The sequence below is a fragment of the Brevibacterium spongiae genome (genome assembly GCF_026168515.1).
Taxonomy (GTDB): Bacteria; Actinomycetota; Actinomycetes; order Actinomycetales; family Brevibacteriaceae; genus Brevibacterium; species Brevibacterium spongiae.
In genome coordinates this window covers 2,898,782-2,916,655 of sequence record NZ_CP093443.1, presented here as the reverse complement: position 1 = coordinate 2,916,655, position 17,874 = coordinate 2,898,782, and the positions used below count along the sequence as shown (strand labels likewise).

The following is a 17,874-nucleotide window of genomic DNA, read 5'->3' as shown; positions in this document are numbered from 1 at the left end:
TCCTTTAGGCCTTGCAGAACTCAGCCAGGACCGAGGGGTCCGCTCCGGCCGGGCAGGGATCGAACGTGAAGATGACGAGAGTGCCGAGCACGATGACGATGAGCGAGGCGATGTAGAGGATCACCTGCAGAGCCATGCGGGTGCCGGGCTTCTCGGAGTAGTCCATGATGATCGTGCGCAGGCCGTTGGTGCCGTGCAGCATCGCCAGCCACAGCATGAGCAGATCCCAGATCTGCCAGAACGGGCTGGCCCACTTGCCTGCGACGAACCCGAAGTCGATGGCCTGGACGCCGTCGCCGGCCCACAGGTTGACGAACAGGTGGCCGAAGATGAGGATCACGAGGATGACGCCGGAGATGCGCATGAACAGCCATGCGAACATCTCGAACTTCGAACGCGTGGACTTGTGCCGGGAATAGCCGGTCCGCGGAGCCGGAATGGATGTTGTGCTCATGTCAGCCTCCGAAAGTGTGCATCAGCTGGCGGGGAATGAAGGCGATCATGATGATGAGCCAGAGGATCATGACTCCCCAGAACAGCTTCTTCTGATTCTTCGGGCCACTCTTCGAGAAATCGACGAGAATGACACGCAGACCGTTGAACGCGTGGAACGCGATTGCGGCGACCAGGGCGATCTCACCGAATGCCATGACTGGTGTCTTGTAAGTTCCGATCACTGCGTTGTAGGCCTCGGGCGAGACGCGGACGAGGGCAGTATCGAGCACGTGGACCAGAAGGAAGAAGAAGATTCCGACGCCTGTGACGCGATGCGCGACCCAGGACCACATTCCTTCGTTTCCTCGGTACAGAGTGCCCGTAGACGCTTTGGCCACGGAGCATCCTCCATCTTGAGTATTGGGGTGTGTACGTCTAGAAACTACGCCGAAGACCGCTCCGGTGCCAGTCGAGACACCCCGGAGCGCGCCGGATCACACCGCAACCCTGGCAATTCCCTCAAAAGTGGGATTCGGTGTCTCATGGAATTTCATTTACGTCACAGACGTGTGCGCTAAATGGTGCGATTTCCGTTCTGACCAGTGCAGGTCCGCACCATCACCGAGGTGGCCCTCAGGTGAGGCTGTCCCCACCCTCATCCTCCGGCCGAGCCCCTCCGACACGGCGGACAGCCTCGGGGAAGCGGTGCCCGAACTCTGAGACACTGAATTCGTGAATACGCACTTCCACGCCATCATCCCCGCCGGCGGTTCGGGAACCCGTCTCTGGCCGCTGTCCCGTCGCGCGAACCCGAAGTTCCTCCACGATGTGCTCGGTCTCGGCCGCAGCCTGATCCAGGCCACGTGGGACCGGGTGGCACCGATCGTCGGTGAGGAGAAGGTCTGGGTGGTCACCGGAGAGAGCCATCTCGACCAGGTCGCCGCCCAGCTGCCGGAGATTCTGCGCACGCAGATCATCGCCGAGCCCTCACCCAAGGACTCCGCAGCGGCCATCGGACTGGCCACGATGCTCATCGCCCGCGAAGATCCCGAGGCGATCGTCGGATCCTTCTCCGCCGATCACTCGATCACGAACGTCGACGAGTTCCGCCTCGTCATCGACCAGGCGGTCGCGGCCGCAGCGACCGGAGACATCGTCACCGTCGGCATCATGCCCCGGAACCCGGCCACCGCCTACGGCTACATCAAGACCGGGGACCTGCTCGGCCTCGACGGTGCCCCGACAGCTCGTCGCGCCCTGGCGTTCGCGGAGAAGCCTGCCGCGTCGACGGCTCGTCGGTACGTGAACTCCGGACGCTACCGCTGGAACGCGGGCATGTTCATCGCCAAGGCCGAATCCCTGCTCGAGATCCTCGCCGAGGAGGACCCTGCCCTCTTCGCCGGACTCTCCCGGATCGCCGAGGCCTGGGACACCCCCGAGCGGGCCGATGTCCTTGCCGCTGTCTGGCCCGGGCTGGAGAAGCGTGCGATCGACTACGTCGTCGCCGAACCGGCCGCTGCCGCCGGTCGCGTCATCGTCATCCCCGGTGACTTCGGCTGGGACGATGTCGGCGACTTCGACTCCGTGGCCAGGCTGCGTCAGCCCGTGCCCGGAGAGCCGCGTGGAGTCATCTCCATCGGCGGCAACACGGATCTGCTCGAGGTCGACGCCTCGGGTGTCGTGTTCTCGGAAGGACCGCGGACCGTCGCCATCGTCGGACTCGAGGACCTCGTCGTCGTCGATACCGACGATGTCCTGCTCATCACCTCGCGCTCGCACGCACAGGATGTGAAGAAGGCAGTGTCCGTGGCCGGGGAGCGCGGCCTCGACGACCTGCTCTGAGACTGGCCGGCCGCCTTTGGGGGCGGACGGATCTGAACCTGGTCGTGCACGCCAGGGACAGGCGGACCTGAACGGCGCGCCCGCCTCGGTGAAGGTGGGAAGCACAGCGGGAAGTATGTCGAAATTGGTCGCCATCGGGACAATTGTGACGACCAGTGCCTAGCATTGCTTGCAATGTTCGACATCTCCCATCCTCGACCCGTGCTTCCCGAAGGACCCGACGTGATCAGCTCGACAATCGCTGAGATCGGTGCAGAGCTCATCGATTTCCGCCGCGACATCCATGCCCATCCGGAACTGTCCTTCCAGGAATTCGAGACCACCGACAAGATCGTCGCCCGCCTCGAAGCCGCCGGTCTGAAGCCGCAGCGCCTCGAGGGCACCGGAGTCGTCTGCGAGGTCGGGGACGGACCCGTGGCGGTGGGACTGCGTGCCGATATCGACGCCCTGCCCGTCGATGACCTCATCGAGGAGGATTTCCGCTCCACAGTGCCCGGGGTCGCCCACGCCTGCGGCCACGATGTGCATCTGACGTCCCTCATCGGCGCCGGAATCGCACTGCAGAAGATCCACGAGTCCCGTCCCGGCGGCCTCGGCGGTCGTGTCCGTCTGATCTTCCAGCCCGGCGAGGAGGTCACCCCGGGAGGGGCGCTGCGCGTGATCTCCCAGGGAGTCCTCGACGATGTGCCCGAGGTCTACGCCGTCCACTGCGACCCGAACGTCGACATCGGCAAGGTCGGCTCACGCATCGGTGCGATCACCGCCGCCGGTGACACCGTCATCATCCGCCTGTCCGGTCACGGCGGGCACACCTCACGTCCCCACCTGACCGAGGACCTCGTCTACGCCCTCGGCAAGCTCGCCACCGATCTGCCCTCCACGCTGGGCCGCCTCATCGACCCCAGGCACGCGATCTCGCTCGTCTGGGGTGAGATCAGCGCCGGTCATGCCGCGAACGTCGTCCCCAGCGAAGGGATTCTGCGCGGGACCCTGCGCTGCCTCGACGTCGACGGCTGGAACCAGGTCGCCGAGGTGCTGCCCGAGCTCGTCGATCGCATCGCCGGTCCGTACGGAGTTGAGGTCGATCTCGAGCACCGCCGGGGAGTTCCTCCCGTCGTCAACACCGAAGACCAGGTCACGCTCATCGAATCCGCGGTCCGCGGGGAGCTGGGGGAGAACTCGGTGCAGCTGACCCCGCAGTCGATGGGCGGTGAGGACTTCGCCTGGTACCTCACCCACTGCCCCGGTGCGCTCATCCGACTGGGCACTCGCACGCCCGGCGGCATCACCTACGACATCCATCAGGGTGATCTGCTCATCGACGAACGCGCCGTGGCCATCGCCGCCCGCGTCTTCACCGCCACAGCGCTCAAGGTCCTCGACCGGGACCGCTGAGTTCCCGTCGACTGATCAGCTGATCGACCGATTCGTCCTGCCCGCGATCGCTGATTACCCAGCGCGTGCGGCGGGCCGATAATCTTGGACACATGAGGAACAGAGCCCGGAGCACCCTGCTGGCCGCACTCGGCGCGGTGAGCACTCTGGCGCTCGCCGCCTGCTCCGTGACCGCTCCCGAACCCCTCGAGGAGTCGCGGCTGGGCTGCCTCGTCTCCGCTCCCGCCGGATTCGACGACCACGGAGCCGGTGCCCTCACCCTCGCCGAAGCGGAGCTGGCCCGTGGGGCCGGTGTCTTCTCGGGCACCTCGAGCCAACGGGTGTCGGGAGGATCGGCCACCTCGGCGGCCTTGGATCGGATGCACGGGCAGGACTGTGCGCTGACCACGGTCATCGGGCCCGGCGGTGCCGACGAACTCGCCGACTTCGCCGCCGCGCACCCGAAGGAGCTGTTCCTCGGGGTCGCCAGCGGCACCGATGACCTGCCGAAGAACGTGCTGAGCATCGATTTCGACCTCATCCCCCCGGCCTTCATCGCCGGATACACCGCAGCAGCCGCCTCGGAGACGGGGAAGGTCGGGGTCGTCGTCTCCCACGGATTCCAGCAGTCGGAAGCCATCCTCGACGCCTTCGACGACGGTGTCGATCTGTACAACGACGAGAAGGACGAGACGGCGAAGACGGTGAAGTCCTACCGCGGTGCCGCCTCGGCGAGCAGGTCGATCTCCGATACGCGGGCGGCCGGTGAGGAGTACTTCGAGCAGTCGTTCGACGAAGACGTCGACGTCCTCGTGCCCTTCGGTTCGGCGGCCGCGATGGGCGTGGTGACCGCGGCGGACGAGAAGCAGAAGGACCTGATCGCCGCCACCGACGAGGCGGAAGACGAGGACGAGGAGGCCCCGAGCCTGCCGAAGCTCGTGTGGTACGGCACCGCGGGCGGATTCTCGAAGACGATCGTGGCGAGCATCGAACCCAACGTCCGGCGCGGACTGCGCACGATGTTCCCCGACTGGCCGCAGAGCAAGAACCCCGACGAGGTGGCCCCCGCGCAGGACGAGCCGCCGGAGGAGATCGGCGGCTTCAGTGTGGGGGACCGGCACTACATGGGTACACTCGACAACGGCGGGGTGCGCATCGTCGCCGAGGACGGGTTCCTCTCCCGCGTCTCCGACGCCGGTCGGGGCATCACGGATCTGCGGGAACGGATCAAGAGCGGGGACATCGACCTGGAGAAATGATGAGGGACCGGCGGGCGCGTCATCGGATAAGCTGAGACGGTGATGAATGTACCCGCCGGCGTCGCATCCGACGACCCCATCCTGCAGCTGCCCAAAGTCTCCCTCCACGATCACCTCGACGGCGGTCTGCGCCCGTCGACGATGCTCGAACTGGCCGAGAACATCGGCCACACTCTGCCCGCCGCTGATGCGGAATCGCTGGGCCGGTGGTTCTCGGAATCCGCGAACTCCGGTGACCTCGTCCGCTACCTCGAGACCTTCTCGCACACCGTGGCCGTGATGCAGACCGAGGACAATCTGCGCCGCGTGGCCAAGGAGTGGGTGCTCGACCAGGTTGCCGACGGCGTGTTCTACGCCGAGGCACGGTGGGCGCCCGAGCAGCACCTCGAAGGCGGGCTGACACTCGACGCCGTCGTCGAAGCCGTCCAGGACGGACTCGAGGCCGGTGTCTCGGAGGCCGCATCCGGGGGCAAGTACATCCGCGTGGGACAGCTCATCACCGCGATGCGTCAGGCCGACAACTCCCTGGCGATCGCCGAACTGGCCATCCGGCACCGTGAGAAGGGTTCGGAGTCCGGTGTCGTCGGCTTCGACATCGCGGGACCGGAGAACGGCTTCCCGCCCTCGGCGCACCTGTCTGCCTTCAACGCCCTCCACCAGGCCTATGTGCCTGTGACGATCCATGCCGGCGAGGCCGCGGGCAAGGAATCCATCCACGAGGCGATCACCATCTGCCACGCGCAGCGTCTGGGCCACGGCGCCCGGATCGTCGAGGACATGGACATCGTCGAGGGTGAGGGCCAGCTCGGCAGCCTCGCCGCATGGGTCCTCGACCAGCAGATCCCGCTGGAGCTGTGCCCGAGCTCGAACCTGCAGACCGACATCGGCGGCACCATCGCCAGCCACCCGATCACGGGCCTGAAGGACCTCGGCTTCGCCGTCACCATCAACCCCGACAACCGGCTGATGTCCGGAACGTCCGTATCGCGGGAGATGCGTCTGCTCGTCGACGAGGCCGGCTGGACGCAGACGGACCTCGAGTGGGCCACCGTGAACGCCGTGACCGCTGCCTTCCTGCCGCTGGATGTGCGTGAGCGCATGCTCGACGAGATCCTCATCCCCGGATTCGCTCGGGTGACCATTTGAGCTCTCGCAGTGACCGGTCTGCCGTGCCTGCAGGCTCTCCGGAGCCTGACGGGCACGGTGTCCCGACTCCGCGGGCGATGCTGCTGGTCGTCGTCGTGCTCGGCATTCAGGCCCTGGCCCTGGTCGGTTCGGCGGTGTCGTTCATCATCACGGCCATCGGCGCCGGTCAGCTGGCCACATCGCTCATCGGCCTGGCCATCATGTTCCTCATCTTCGCGGCCGGAGTCGGTGCCGCGGCCCGTGGGGCATGGCGACTGCACCGGTGGGCGAGGCCCGCGGCGATCGCATTTGAGCTGCTCGTCATCGTCTTCGCCTTCAGCGTCATCGGCGGTTCCCTGTGGCTGGGGTTGGCCTGCCTCGTCACCGCCATCGCCGTGCTCATGGGATTCTTCCTGCCTCCGGTCGTAGACGCCTACAACCGCGCCCTGACTGACTGACTGACTCGCGCTCGCTCGAGAATAGGTCACTATCGGATACTTCTGAACGAAAAAAGTATCCGATAGCGACCTACTTTTAGGCTTCCCGCCCGGTGAACGCGTTAAGTGTGCGCAGATTGCCAAAAAACGGCGTCTGACGGACATTCTTCCAACACTTAACTCAAGCGAGGGCGGCGGGCCTGCAGCACAAGACAGCGAGGTCGACCGACACCTCAGTCAGAACCAGGCATCATCACACCGGTGGCGGGGACCATTTCTGGACGCTCGCGGCCTGCGCGGCGATGAACCTCGACGGCACTGCGGAGAAGATTGCGTCGCGCAATCCCGCCAGCAGCGGTGACTCGAGTTGGAACACCTGCCCCATGAGGCGGGACTTCCGGGCGATCGCCTGAGTCCGCGGCCGGCGCAGATCGTCGCAGCTCTGCAGCGCCGTTTCGACAGCGCTGCCGGCCCGGTGACCTGCGAGCAGCGGGGTGAGCAGGACGGTGAGCGTCGCCGCGTCCTCGAGCGCTTGGCCGCCTCCCTGCCCCAGGTTCGGTGTCATTGCGTGCGCGGCATCGCCGAGGAGCACGACACGACCACGGTGGAACCTGGCCAACCGGCGGGAGAGGTCGGAGATCGCGGTGCGGCGAACCTCCTCGGCGGGGGTGGCGGCGATGAGCTCGGCGATGGGGGAGTGCCAGCCGGCGAACATCTGCTCGACGGTCGCCTTCTCATCGGCGAACACCGCATCCTGGGGCATGTTCGCCACGGCGAACCAGTAGACGCGGCCGTCGGCCAGCGGGGCGATGCCGAAGCGGCGCCCGCGTCCGACCGATTCCCCGGCTTCGCCGGACAGATCCACCGGCACCGAGGTGATGCCCCGCCACGCGGAATAGCCGGAGTACCGTGGTGCGACCGGTTCACCGCTAACGACCGATCGGACTCGGCTGTGCAGGCCGTCGGCGCCGATGACGAGGTCGAAGGGCACCTCAGCGGAGGGCAGCGATGCGGTAGCCGAGTCGGTGGAGGCGGCGGAAACGGAAGCGGCCGAGACAATGGCGGTATCGGAATCGACGAATCCGGTGGTGAAGGTCAGTGTTCCGTCGGCTCGGGCAGAGGCCACCTCGGCGTTCGTGCGAATCGTGCCGGGTGTCAGAGCCTCAAGGAGGATCAAGTGCAGATCGGCACGGTCGACGATGCGCAGCGCACCGACCGAATCATTGGGGACCTGAGCGATCCAGCGACCGTCGGCGCGACGCTGACCTGCGGTGAAGCCCTCGACACTAGCGTCGGTCACGGCATCGAACGCCTCGCTCAGCCCCAGAGTCTCCAGAGCCGCAAGGCCGTTGGCGAAGATCGACAGACCCGAACCTCCGGCCCTCACCTCGGGTGCGCGTTCGAACACGGTCACCTCGGCACCGGCTCTCTGCAGGCCCACGGCAGCGGAGAGCCCGCCGATCCCGGCCCCGATGATCGCGATTCTCATAAGCGCATCATCCCACGGCGCCTGCAGGCTGCTTAAGTGGTCGAAATGGTCACGCCGGCCGCGGTTGGGCGTGACCATTTCGACCACTTAAGAGGCACAGCGTGTCTTCGACCACCTCAGCGATACGGTACGTCGCTGTTTCTCCGGAATTCAGGTCGCTATCGGATAGTTCTCGGCGCGGAGAGTGTCCGTTGGTGACCTACTGTTGGTGACTTACTGCAGGAATTCGCCGCAGGCTTCGGTGAGGTAGTCGCCGGCGACTCCGCCCTCTTCGCCGAGGCTGATGGCCGTCTTCTGGATGCCCCACCACACGCGCGGCGAGCCGCCCCACTGCTGGCGGAACTCTTCACGGCGACCGGGGTCCTCGGCGAGGTCGTCCGCGGCGAGGCCGATTCGTGCCTGTGCGTCCTCGGCAGTGCACCGCTTCTCGTCGTCCGGGCCCTTGGGGTCGAGTTCGGGGATGTCCTCGTCGTCGACGGTCTTGAGCGTGTATGCGGAATTGCCGATCTCTTCGACCTCGAAGGTGCCGTGGATGAGCAGGAACGGGGAGAGGTCGTCATCGACGTTCTTCGAATCCACGGTGACGCTGACACTGTCGGGGCTGTCGGCGGTGACTGTCATCTCGCCGGAGTCGGGCACCTCGGGGTTGCCGGTGTGCACGTAGACCTTGAGATAGGCCTCGGACTTCTTCTCAGCCGCCTCGGCGAGGCCCTGCCACAGTGGATCTGTGTCCTTCGCGCCTCCCGGTGAGGAATCGACGACGGACACCTTCGGCGCATCCTTGGGCGTTTCGATCGGGGTGACCTCCTCCTTGCTCACCGAGGGGCGGGGCTGCGGCCGGGTCTCTTCGGGAGTCGACACGCAGGCCGTCGTCGTGGCCAGCATGGCAGCGGCGGACAGAAGGGCAAGGGAGCGAAGTCGCATGGTTCCTCGAGGTGTCGTCGGGGTCCGAGTGGTGTCGCGTCCAGCCTAATGTGGAGGAACCCTCGAGCCCGGGTGGACGCGCGGCGAGACGGCGAAAGCGCCGGCCGGCGGCCCCTCAGCCTCGGTGGGGCGGGCACTCAGGCGGACGCAGCCGTCAGCACCTCAGCCCCGGGAACCTCAGCCTCGGCGGGATTCGGCGATGAGCTCGCGCAGGCTCCGGCGCTGGCGTCCCGAGGCATCGAAGTTCGCCTCGTCGAACCATGCCCGGTAGGCCTCTCGCAGTCCCGGCCATTCGCTGTCGATGATCGAGAACCACGCCGTGTCGCGGTTGCGGCCCTTGACCACGAGGTGCTGCCGGAACACTCCCTCGAAGGTGAAGCCGAAGCGCTCGGCCGCCCGCTTCGACGGTTCGTTGCCGTCATCGCACTTCCACTCGAACCGGCGGAACCCCGAGTCGAAGGCCAGCTCGGCACAGAGGAAGAGCGCCTCGGTGGCGGCAGCGGTCCGGGCCAGGCTCGGGCCCCAGAGGATGTGCCCGATCTCCATCACCCCGTTCGCGGCATCGATGCGCATGAGCGCCTGCCGACCCACCGCCCGACCGGTGGACCGGTCGACGACGGCGAAGAAGAGGGGATCGGAGCTGACGGCCGCCTCGGCGATCCAGGCGTCGAAGTGCCCGCGATCAGTCTGCGGGGTCTGCGGGAGGTACCGGAACCGGTCGTCGATCCCCTCCGGCACCGACACCTCCGTGAAGAGGTCGTCGCCGTGCGCGGCCGGATCCAAGGGGACGAGGTCGACGAGGCGACCGTGGATCGTCTCTCGCCGAGGCGGCTGTGCGCCGGTGAAATTCGTGAGCTCTGCGGTCATGGCTGAGTCCTCGTCGTCGGGGTGCGTGCTGTGGGCAGATGTGACGGATGCGTCGACGTCAGTCCTCGTCGCTGTCAGTCCTCGTCGCCGTCGAATCCGGTGGACAGTTCGCGCAGCAGTGAGGCGAGGTTGCGGCGTCCGGCGGCGGTGAGCCCGTCGAGGATCTCGTGTTCCTTCACGAGCAGATCGGCCAGTGCCGAGTCGACTGTGGCACGGCCACTCTCGGTCAGATGGACGAGCACACCACGACGGTCGCCGGGATCCGGTCGGCGTTCGACCCAGCCGCGGGCGACGAGGCGGTCGATGCGATTGGTCATCGTGCCGCTGGTGACCAGTGTCTCCTGCAGGAGAGTCGAGGGGGAGAGCTGGTAGGGCTCACCCGAGCGGCGCAGAGCGGAGAGGACGTCGAAGGCCCATCCTTCGATGCCGTAATCGGAGAAGCTCGACTTGCGGGCCAGATCCAACTGCCTGGCCAGGCGTGACACGCGAGAGAGGATCTCCATCGGGGAGACGTCGAGATCCGGGCGCTCACGCCGCCAGGCTGCGACTATGCGATCCACTTCGTCCATGAATCGATTTTACGTCCATATCAAGAATCTTGACCACAAAGATACTTTTTTGCGAGAGATTGCTTACGCTCAGCCGCTATTTGACATGCGCGTTTGGATGGACGGGTGCGTTTGGGAATATGGTTGTCCTTGGTTGTTGCATCCGTCAACGAACCTGCAGGGGCCAACCACCCGGCAGCAGAAGCGAAGGAATACACGTGGATCTTTTCGAGTATCAAGCACGTGACCTGTTCGAGAAGCACGGAGTGCCCGTGCTCAAGGCTCAGGTCGCGACGACACCAGAAGAAGCGAAGAAGGCAGCCGAGGATCTCGGCGGCGGAGTTGTCGTCGTCAAGTCTCAGGTGAAGATCGGCGGCCGCGGAAAGGCCGGCGGTGTCAAGGTCGCGAAGAACCCTGACGAGGCAGAAGCCCGCGCCAAGGACATCCTCGGACTCGACATCAAGGGCCACATCACCGAAAAGGTGATGATCGCCGAAGGTGCCGACATCGCGGAGGAGTACTACTTCTCCGTCCTCCTCGACCGCTCCAACCGCACCTATCTGGCCATGTGCTCGAAGGAAGGCGGCATGGAGATCGAGCAGCTGGCCGTGGAACGCCCGGAAGCGCTCGCCAAGATCCCCGTTTCGGCCATCGACGGCATCAACGATGCCAAGGCTGCCGAAATCGCCGAGGCGGCCGGCTTCGACGCCGACACCGCCGCGAAGATCGCCCCCGTCCTGACAAGCCTGTGGACCGTGTTCGAGAAGGAAGACGCGACACTCGTCGAGGTCAACCCGCTGGTCAAGACGGGTGCCGGTGACATCATCGCCCTCGACGGCAAGGTCTCTCTCGACGACAACGCCGACTTCCGCCAGAAGGAGCATGAGGAGCTGCGCGACATCAGCGCAGAGAACCCGCTCGAACTCAAGGCCAAGAAGCTCGACCTCAACTACGTCAAGCTCGACGGCGAGGTCGGAATCATCGGCAACGGTGCGGGTCTGGTCATGTCGACCCTCGACGTCGTCGCCTACGCCGGTGAGAACCACAGCGGCGTCAAGCCCGCGAACTTCCTCGACATCGGAGGCGGCGCCTCGGCCGAGGTCATGGCCAACGGACTCGACGTCATCCTCGGCGATGATCAGGTGAAGTCCGTCTTTGTCAACGTCTTCGGCGGAATCACCGCCTGCGACGCAGTGGCCGACGGCATCGTCAAGGCCCTCGAGATCCTCGGCGATCAGGCGACCAAGCCGCTCGTCGTCCGCCTCGACGGCAACAATGTGGAAGAGGGCCGCGCCATCCTCGAAAAGGCCGCGCACCCGCTCGTCACGCTCACTGACACGATGGACGGTGGAGCCGACAAGGCCGCCGAACTGGCTGCTGCCAAGTAAGGAAAGGTCTTTACAACAATGTCTATCTTTCTGAATTCCGATTCGAAGATCATCGTCCAGGGCATCACCGGCGGAGAGGGCTCGAAGCACACCGCTCGCATGCTCGCCGCCGGATCGAACGTCGTCGGCGGAGTCAACGCCCGCAAGGCCGGCACCACCGTGAAGCACAACGACAAGGACGGCAACGAGGTCGAACTCCCCGTCTTCGCCTCCGTGTCCGAAGCGATGGAAGCCACCGGAGCCGACGTGTCCGTGGCCTTCGTGCCGCCGGCATTCTCCAAGGACGCCGCGATCGAGGCCATCGACGCGAAGATCGGCCTGCTCGTCATCATCACCGAGGGCATCCCGGTGCAGGACTCGGCCGAGGTCTGGGCCCGTGCGCAGGCGGCCGGAAACGCCACCCGCATCATCGGACCCAACTGCCCGGGCATCATCACCCCCGGTGAGTCGCTGGCCGGCATCATCCCGTCCAACATCACGAAGAAGGGCAAGCTGGGCCTCGTCTCGAAGTCCGGCACCCTGACCTACCAGATGATGTACGAACTGCGCGACCTCGGCTTCTCGACCGCCATCGGCATCGGCGGAGACCCGGTCATCGGCACCACGCACATCGATGCGCTCGAAGCGTTCGAGGCCGACCCGGAGACCGAAGCCATCGTCATGATCGGCGAGATCGGCGGCGACGCCGAGGAACGTGCTGCGGCCTTCATCAAGGAGAACGTGACGAAGCCGGTCGTCGGCTACGTCGCAGGCTTCACCGCTCCCGAAGGCAAGACCATGGGCCACGCCGGCGCCATCGTCTCCGGTTCCTCGGGAACCGCTCAGGCCAAGAAGGAAGCCCTCGAGGCTGCAGGCGTCAAGGTCGGCAAGACCCCGACCGAGACCGCCGAGCTCATGCGCGGACTCCTCGCCTGAAGGTGCTGAGACTCTGAGTCGCCGAGACTCCGACGTCGGGCCGGGACTGCTGTGGCAGTCTCGGCCCGACGTCTTTCTGTCTTTCTGCCGCGACGCACCGGTGCCGGCTGCTTCGACAGGTGCCTCAGCATCAGCCACCCTCGGCGGCTTCTCCTACAGGTGCTGCACCATCCATCACCGTTAGCGACAGAACACCCCGGTGCAACGGTGCCGTGTGGAGCTGTCGGTGGGTGATGCTCGGAGCTGTTCGAGGACGACAGCGGCTGACGAGGACGACAGCGGCTGACGAGCACAATCCTCGGTGTTGAGTTCGGCCGCCGATGAGGGACTAGTCTGAGGATGTGAACTCCCAGACATCTGATCAGACAGCGCAGTCGAAGAACCCCGCGGATACCCTCCCCAACACCGGCACCGCAGCCCCGCCCGTCGACACCAATCCGGCCGAGCATCCGCGCAACTTCGGCTCGGACAACTGGGCCGGAGTCCACCCCGAGGTGCTCGCGGCCATCGCCGAGGCCAACGTCGGCCACACGCCCGGATATGGCGGCGACCCGTGGACAACCCGCTTCCACGACATCATGGCCCACCACTTCGGGCCCGAGACTCAGGCGTTCCCTGTCTTCAACGGCACCGGTGCGAACGTGCTGGCTCTGCAGTCGGCGCTGCCGCGGTGGGCAGCGGTGATCACAGCCGCCTCGGCGCACATCAACTACGACGAGACCGGCGCACCCGAAAAGGTCGGCGGCTTGAAGATCGTCGGCGCCGCCACCGAGAACGGCAAGCTCACCCCAGACACGATCAAGGGCGCGATCATCGGCCGCGGCCACGAACACAATGCGCAGCCGCTGGCCGTGAGCATCTCCCAGTCCACCGAATGGGGCACGACCTACACTCCCGAAGAGATCGCGGCGATCGCGACCACCGCCCACGACCTCGACATGATCCTCCACGTCGACGGTTCCCGCCTCGGAAACGCTGCGGCCCACCTCGGCGTCGGACTCGGTGACATCACGTCCGCGGTCGGTGTCGACATCGTCAGCCTCGGCGGGACGAAGAACGGCCTGCTCGGTGCCGAGGCCGTCGTCGTTCTCAACCCCGACATCGGCCACGGCATGCGCTTCCTGCGCAAGATGAACCTGCAGCTGGCCTCGAAGATGCGCTTCCTCTCCGCACAGCTGAATGCGCTGTACGAAGGCGAGCTGTGGCGCACCTCGGTCACCCGGTCCAACGCAATGGCGCAGTACCTTGCCGACACCCTCGCCGAGGCGGTCGAGGGCGGCCGTGTCCCCGGAGTCGAGATCGTGCAGAAGGTCGAATCGAACGTCGTGTTCGTGGCCATGCCCGCCGAGGTGGCCGCCCGGGCCCGGCAGAAGTTCGCCTTCGCGGACTGGCCCTTGGAGAAGGACATCGTCCGCCTCATGTGCGCCTTCGACACGACACGAGAAGACGTCGACGCCCTCGTCGCCGCGATCGTCGGGGACTAAACCGACCGCCTCGGCGAGGGTGGCCCGGTCACCTGACGTGAGCCGGGCCACCGGCGAATCAGTCGCCCTTGACGTTGACGAGCTGACGCAGGGTGTGGCGGATCTCGACGAGATCGGCCGCGTCCTCCATCACCTGGTCGATGGGCTTGTACGCCTGCGGGATCTCATCGATGAACGCCTCGGTGTCGCGGTATTCGATGCCGGTCATCGCCTCACGCAGCTGATCGCGGGTGAAGGTCTTGCGCGCCTGCGTCCGAGAATACTGACGCCCCGCACCATGCGGTGAGGAGTTCAGAGACACCGGGTTGCCACGGCCCTCGACCACGTAGGACGCGGTGCCCATGGACCCGGGGATGAGTCCGAGGCGACCGGAATCGGCCTCGATTGCGCCCTTCCGAGAGACCCACACCGTCTTCTTGAAGTGAGTCTCGGACTGGGTGAAGTTGTGGTGGCAGTTGATGCGCGCCTCCTCGACCACGGGCTCGCCCATGGTCTCGGAGACCTGCCGGGCCACCCGATCCATCATCTCCTCGCGGTTGAGCAGGGCGAAGTGCTGCGCCCATTTCAGCTGCCGGATATAGGCGGTGAACTCCGGGGTGCCTTCGACGAGGTAGGCCAGATCCGGGTCCGGCAGCTCGATCCACCACTGCTTGCACAGCCGGGCCGCGACCTTGATGTGGTGCATGGCGATCTTGTTGCCGATGCCCCGGGATCCGGAGTGGAGGAACATCCACACCCGGTCGGACTCGTCGACGGAGACCTCGATGAAGTGGTTGCCGGAACCCAGGGACCCGAGCTGGTGCCGCCAGTGCCCGGCATAGTCGCACGGGTCGAAGCCGGCCGCCTCGGCCAGCTCTTCGAGCTCGGCGATGCGCGGGGCAGCAGTCTTGACGATCTTCTTGTTGTAGGCACCTGCCGAGGTCGGCACGGCTCGCTCGATGGCCTTCCGCAGACCGGTGAGGTCACGGGCTTCGAGCTGGTCGCGGGTGAACTGGGTGCGCACCGCGATCATGCCGCAGCCGATGTCGACTCCGACGGCGGCGGGAATGATCGCGCCGAGGGTGGGGATGACCGAACCGACGGTCGCTCCCTTGCCCAGGTGCGCATCGGGCATGAGCGCCAGATGGGGGTAGATGAACGGCATCCGCGCGGTCGTGTGCGCCTGCTCCAGGGTCTTCTCATCGAGCAGAGACGCCCAGGAGATCAGCCGTGTGCTGAGTTTCTTCATAATCCTTTCCTTGCTGTGTTGGTGAGGTCCGGGACCCGTGGTCGGATGACCAGGGAACGCAGACCGTGAGGTCCGGGACCCACATCGCACAGATCGGAAAGCCATGGCTGCGATATGAAAAATGCCCCGGACCGAATTCGGTGCGGGGCGATGAGGTGCGCAGTCTCAGCGCCGACGCAACCGAAGGGTCGACTGATGAAGGGATTCGAATTGCTTCGATCCCTGGAGTTCGCGCGAATTCGCGACACCGTTCATCAGTGGATTCCTTCGGATTTGTCGACCGCGCCGAGGTGGTGCGGTCCATGCGTCGAATCGACGCTTCACCTGCGCCGAGGTGGCGCAGACGTTCGACTATACACGAACCGAACGGGTTCGTGCCTTACTTCTTCTTGCGGCGGTCGACCTTGACGGAGACGACGGGGACGTCGGAATCGAGGATGATCCGCTGCGCCGTCGAGCCCATGATGAGCTTGCCGACGGGGGAGCGGCGACGCGATCCGATGACGATCATGCGGGTGTCGGCGGTCGCCTCGGCGAGGGCCAGGAGCTCTTCGACGGGATCATTGCCGCGGAGGAATTGCAGGATCTCGTGCGAGACCTCGGACGACTTCAGGGTCTCCTTGAGCTCCTCGATGTCCTTGCTGGTAGCCACACCGCGCTCGTCGGGGGTCTCGCCGATTCCGGCATTGAGCACGACGAGGACGTCGTCGAATGCGCGGGCCTGCTCGATGCCGAATTCGACAGCGGCTTTGCCTTCGGGCGAGGGGGAATAACCGACGAGGACTGTCATGATCTCTCCTGGTGCGACATTGGACGAAGCTCCCTCAATTTGTAGCACATCTGCCCTGTTCGAACGGGCCGCGGTTCACGTCGTGAGGTGAGAACCGGGCGGCTGCGGACGAGATCTTCCTCACGTGCACGGTGCGGGGCCGGTCGCCGCCGGAGAGAGCCGACACGGATTCGGCACGGATTCAGCGCCGATTCGGCACGGTTTCGGCGCCGATTCGGGCATCCGGGCGGGCATCTCAATTACTGACCGACTCGTCAGCCGCCTTGCCACAGCAGTAAGGTGACCTGGGCGCTCTGCGCCTCGTGTGCGAACTAGAAAGAAGAATCAGTGACCGATCAGAATACGAATCTCGGCCAGGCGAAAGCCGGTGGGACCCAGACACAGCAGAAATCCGAATGGCAGACGATCAAGTCCATATTCGCGGCCTCGTCAGGCAACCTCGTCGAATGGTTCGACTTCTACATCTATGCCTTCTTCAGCGTCTATTTCGCTGAACAGTTCTTCGTCGAGGGCAACCCGACCCTCTCGCTCATGCAGTCCGCCGGCGTCTTCTTCGTCGGCTTCCTCATGCGTCCCATCGGCGGATACGTCTTCGGCCGCGCCGCAGACCGCATCGGCCGCAAGAACTCCATGCTCATCTCGATTCTGCTCATGTGCGCCGGTTCGCTGATGATGGCGATCCTGCCCACCAGCGAGACCGTGGGCTCTTGGGCTGCCATCCTGCTGTTGTTGGTGCGGATGATCCAGGGACTCGCTGTCGGCGGCGAGTACGGAGCGACCGCCACCTACATGTCCGAGGTCGCCACCGAGGGCAAGCGCGGTTTCTACTCCTCGTTCCAGTACGTCACCCTCATCGGCGGCCAGCTGCTGGCGAGCCTGCTCGCGGTCATCATGACCCACACCCTGGGCACAGACCAGATCGAGGGCGGATGGTGGCGTCTGCCCTTCGTCATCGGTGCTGCGGCCGCCGTCGTCTCGCTGTGGCTGCGCCGCGGACTCGAGGAGACCACCTCGACCGAGACCCGCGAGAACGAGAATTCCGGAAGCTTCCGAGAAGTCCTGCGCCATCCTCGCTCGTTCTTCGTCGTCCTCGGCATCACCTGCGTCGGCTCGCTCGTGTTCTACGTCTTCACCACGTACATGCAGAAGTTCCTGCTCCTGCAGAACGAAGGCACCCCCGGCGAGGAGACCTTCAACAAGGGGTCCATCGCCGACCTGATGACGGTCTGCCTGCTCATCTTCGTCGTCATGCAGCCCATCGCCGGAAAGATCTCGGACAAGATCGGCCGCAAGAACAACATGCTCATCTTCGTCATCGGCATGATCGCCCTGCCGATCCCGCTGCTGTCGATGATCGGCAAGTCCCAGTCGATGGTCACCGCCGGCATCCTCATCGTCATCGCCATGGTCTTCATCAGCATGTACACCTCGATCTCCGGCATCGTGAAGGCGGAGATGTTCCCGGCCCACATCCGCGGCATCGGCGTCGGCTTCACCTACGCCATCGGCAACTCGCTCTTCGGCGGATCCGCCGAGTACGTCGCCCTGTGGTTCCGCAATGCCGGGATCGGCACCTGGTTCGCCGTCTACGTCGTCGTCATCGCGATCGTCGGTCTCATCGCGGTGCTGTTCATGCACGACAACCGCAAGCACTCGACGATCGACAACGCCCATTCCTCGGCGTACAAACGCATCGGAAGCTGAGCTGATCGTCAGCTGACCCCATCACCGAGGCGGCTCACCCCGACCGCGAATGACGAGTGCCCCAG

The 17,874-nt window shown here is 65.3% G+C and carries 17 protein-coding genes; 9 read left to right on the top strand and 8 right to left on the bottom strand.

All coding sequences use genetic code 11. The features are described from left to right. Nucleotides 1-4: 4 nt before the first annotated feature. On the bottom strand, nt 5-454 hold the full coding sequence (locus L1F31_RS13130; RefSeq protein WP_265417723.1) for a succinate dehydrogenase hydrophobic membrane anchor subunit: 450 nt from the start codon (nt 452-454) through the stop codon (nt 5-7). A 1-nt stretch (nt 455) separates the two neighbouring features. Further along, a complete protein-coding gene (sdhC, locus tag L1F31_RS13125) occupies nt 456-833 on the bottom strand; it encodes a succinate dehydrogenase, cytochrome b556 subunit (RefSeq protein ID WP_265417722.1) in 378 nt (125 codons plus the stop codon). 334 nt (nt 834-1,167) lie between these two features. On the opposite strand from sdhC, the gene L1F31_RS13120 reads away from it, so the two are divergent. The 5 genes from L1F31_RS13120 (at nt 1,168) to L1F31_RS13100 (ending at nt 6,493) form a co-directional block, all read left to right on the top strand. Next, nucleotides 1,168-2,277 carry a mannose-1-phosphate guanylyltransferase gene (locus L1F31_RS13120; RefSeq protein WP_265417721.1) on the top strand — a complete coding sequence of 370 codons (1,110 nt, stop codon included), beginning with the start codon at nt 1,168-1,170 and terminating at the stop codon, nt 2,275-2,277. A gap of 222 nt (nt 2,278-2,499) precedes the next feature. Beyond that, entirely contained in the window at nt 2,500-3,672 is a 1,173-nt protein-coding gene (locus L1F31_RS13115; protein ID WP_265417720.1) for an amidohydrolase, read from the top strand. A 92-nt stretch (nt 3,673-3,764) separates the two neighbouring features. Then, nucleotides 3,765-4,910 carry a BMP family ABC transporter substrate-binding protein gene (locus L1F31_RS13110; protein ID WP_265417719.1) on the top strand — a complete coding sequence of 382 codons (1,146 nt, stop codon included), beginning with the start codon at nt 3,765-3,767 and terminating at the stop codon, nt 4,908-4,910. A 42-nt stretch (nt 4,911-4,952) separates the two neighbouring features. Then, nucleotides 4,953-6,056, top strand: coding sequence for an adenosine deaminase (locus tag L1F31_RS13105; protein WP_265420442.1), 1,104 nt, complete (start codon nt 4,953-4,955; stop codon nt 6,054-6,056). Then, on the top strand, nt 6,053-6,493 hold the full coding sequence (locus L1F31_RS13100) for a hypothetical protein (protein ID WP_265417718.1): 441 nt from the start codon (nt 6,053-6,055) through the stop codon (nt 6,491-6,493). The genes L1F31_RS13105 and L1F31_RS13100 overlap by 4 nt, the downstream gene beginning before the upstream one ends. Nucleotides 6,494-6,725: 232 nt before the next feature. On the opposite strand, the gene L1F31_RS13095 is transcribed toward L1F31_RS13100, so the two are convergent. The 4 genes from L1F31_RS13095 to L1F31_RS13080 all read right to left on the bottom strand — a co-directional run bounded on the left by L1F31_RS13095 (nt 6,726) and on the right by L1F31_RS13080 (nt 10,321). After that, nucleotides 6,726-7,961 carry an FAD-dependent oxidoreductase gene (locus L1F31_RS13095; RefSeq protein WP_265417717.1) on the bottom strand — a complete coding sequence of 412 codons (1,236 nt, stop codon included), beginning with the start codon at nt 7,959-7,961 and terminating at the stop codon, nt 6,726-6,728. A gap of 213 nt (nt 7,962-8,174) precedes the next feature. Then, a complete protein-coding gene (locus L1F31_RS13090) occupies nt 8,175-8,885 on the bottom strand; it encodes a hypothetical protein (RefSeq protein ID WP_265417716.1) in 711 nt (236 codons plus the stop codon). A 177-nt stretch (nt 8,886-9,062) separates the two neighbouring features. Further along, a complete protein-coding gene (locus L1F31_RS13085) occupies nt 9,063-9,752 on the bottom strand; it encodes a GNAT family N-acetyltransferase (protein WP_265417715.1) in 690 nt (229 codons plus the stop codon). Between the two features lie 74 nt (nt 9,753-9,826). After that, complete coding sequence (locus L1F31_RS13080; RefSeq protein ID WP_265417714.1) at nt 9,827-10,321, bottom strand: MarR family winged helix-turn-helix transcriptional regulator; 495 nt, start codon at nt 10,319-10,321, stop codon at nt 9,827-9,829. A 197-nt stretch (nt 10,322-10,518) separates the two neighbouring features. Here L1F31_RS13080 and sucC point away from each other — a divergent pair, with 197 nt between their 5' ends. The 3 genes from sucC to L1F31_RS13065 all read left to right on the top strand — a co-directional run bounded on the left by sucC (nt 10,519) and on the right by L1F31_RS13065 (nt 14,087). Then, on the top strand, nt 10,519-11,688 hold the full coding sequence (sucC, locus tag L1F31_RS13075) for an ADP-forming succinate--CoA ligase subunit beta (RefSeq protein WP_265417713.1): 1,170 nt from the start codon (nt 10,519-10,521) through the stop codon (nt 11,686-11,688). Between the two features lie 18 nt (nt 11,689-11,706). Next, complete coding sequence (sucD, locus tag L1F31_RS13070; protein WP_265417712.1) at nt 11,707-12,603, top strand: succinate--CoA ligase subunit alpha; 897 nt, start codon at nt 11,707-11,709, stop codon at nt 12,601-12,603. Nucleotides 12,604-12,944: 341 nt separating this feature from the next. Next, nucleotides 12,945-14,087, top strand: a complete 1,143-nt coding sequence (locus tag L1F31_RS13065; protein ID WP_265417711.1) for a threonine aldolase family protein — start codon at nt 12,945-12,947, stop codon at nt 14,085-14,087. Nucleotides 14,088-14,145: 58 nt separating this feature from the next. Here L1F31_RS13065 and L1F31_RS13060 read toward each other — a convergent pair whose 3' ends face one another. Both L1F31_RS13060 and L1F31_RS13055 read right to left on the bottom strand, forming a co-directional pair. Beyond that, entirely contained in the window at nt 14,146-15,315 is a 1,170-nt protein-coding gene (locus L1F31_RS13060) for an RtcB family protein (protein ID WP_265417710.1), read from the bottom strand. Nucleotides 15,316-15,694: 379 nt separating this feature from the next. Then, a complete protein-coding gene (locus L1F31_RS13055) occupies nt 15,695-16,105 on the bottom strand; it encodes a universal stress protein (protein WP_265417709.1) in 411 nt (136 codons plus the stop codon). A 327-nt stretch (nt 16,106-16,432) separates the two neighbouring features. On the opposite strand from L1F31_RS13055, the gene L1F31_RS13050 reads away from it, so the two are divergent. After that, entirely contained in the window at nt 16,433-17,809 is a 1,377-nt protein-coding gene (locus L1F31_RS13050; RefSeq protein ID WP_265417708.1) for an MFS transporter, read from the top strand. The last annotated feature ends 65 nt before the right edge of the window (nt 17,810-17,874 follow it).